Source organism: Methylobacterium sp. WL116 (assembly GCF_008039455.1).
Taxonomy (GTDB): Bacteria; Pseudomonadota; Alphaproteobacteria; order Rhizobiales; family Beijerinckiaceae; genus Methylobacterium.
This window is the reverse complement of record NZ_VRUV01001160.1, coordinates 1-446: the sequence shown is the minus strand read 5'-3', so window position 1 is coordinate 446 and position 446 is coordinate 1. Positions and strand designations below refer to the sequence as shown.

1 pseudogene is annotated in these 446 nt (G+C 73.8%); it reads right to left on the bottom strand.

The features are described from left to right. Positions 1 to 446 (bottom strand): annotated as a pseudogene (locus FV223_RS31170) (chromosome segregation protein SMC); the annotation flags it as partial.

Genomic DNA, 446 nt, shown 5'->3' with positions numbered 1-446 from the left:
GTGGACCGCGCGATGCCGATCGCGGCGGCGCCGATCCGCGCGTTCGCCTCGCGGGTCGCCTCCCATCGCGACGCGATCGCCGCAACGCGCTCTTCCAGGCGGCCGAGGATCAGGCCGACGTCGAGGCCGGCGAGGTCGGTCAGTCCCATCCTTTCGGCAAGATCCAGCAACGGCGCCCGTGCCGCCTCGATCCGCTCGGTGCGGAGCGCGCGATCGATGTGCCGCTCGTCGAGATCGCCCTTGCCCTCGATCAGGGTCTCGGCCTCACCGAGCCACGCTGTCATCTCCGCCGGGGTCGAGGGCGCGATGCCGGCGGGGCGCCACAGGTCGAGCCAGGCGGCATGGCCTTCCGCGACCTCGGCTTCGATCTCCCTCAGGATCGCGTCGGCGGCCTCGGCCTCGGCGAGCTCGGCGTCGAGGCGCAGCCGGTCGGCGGCGTGCTCCGC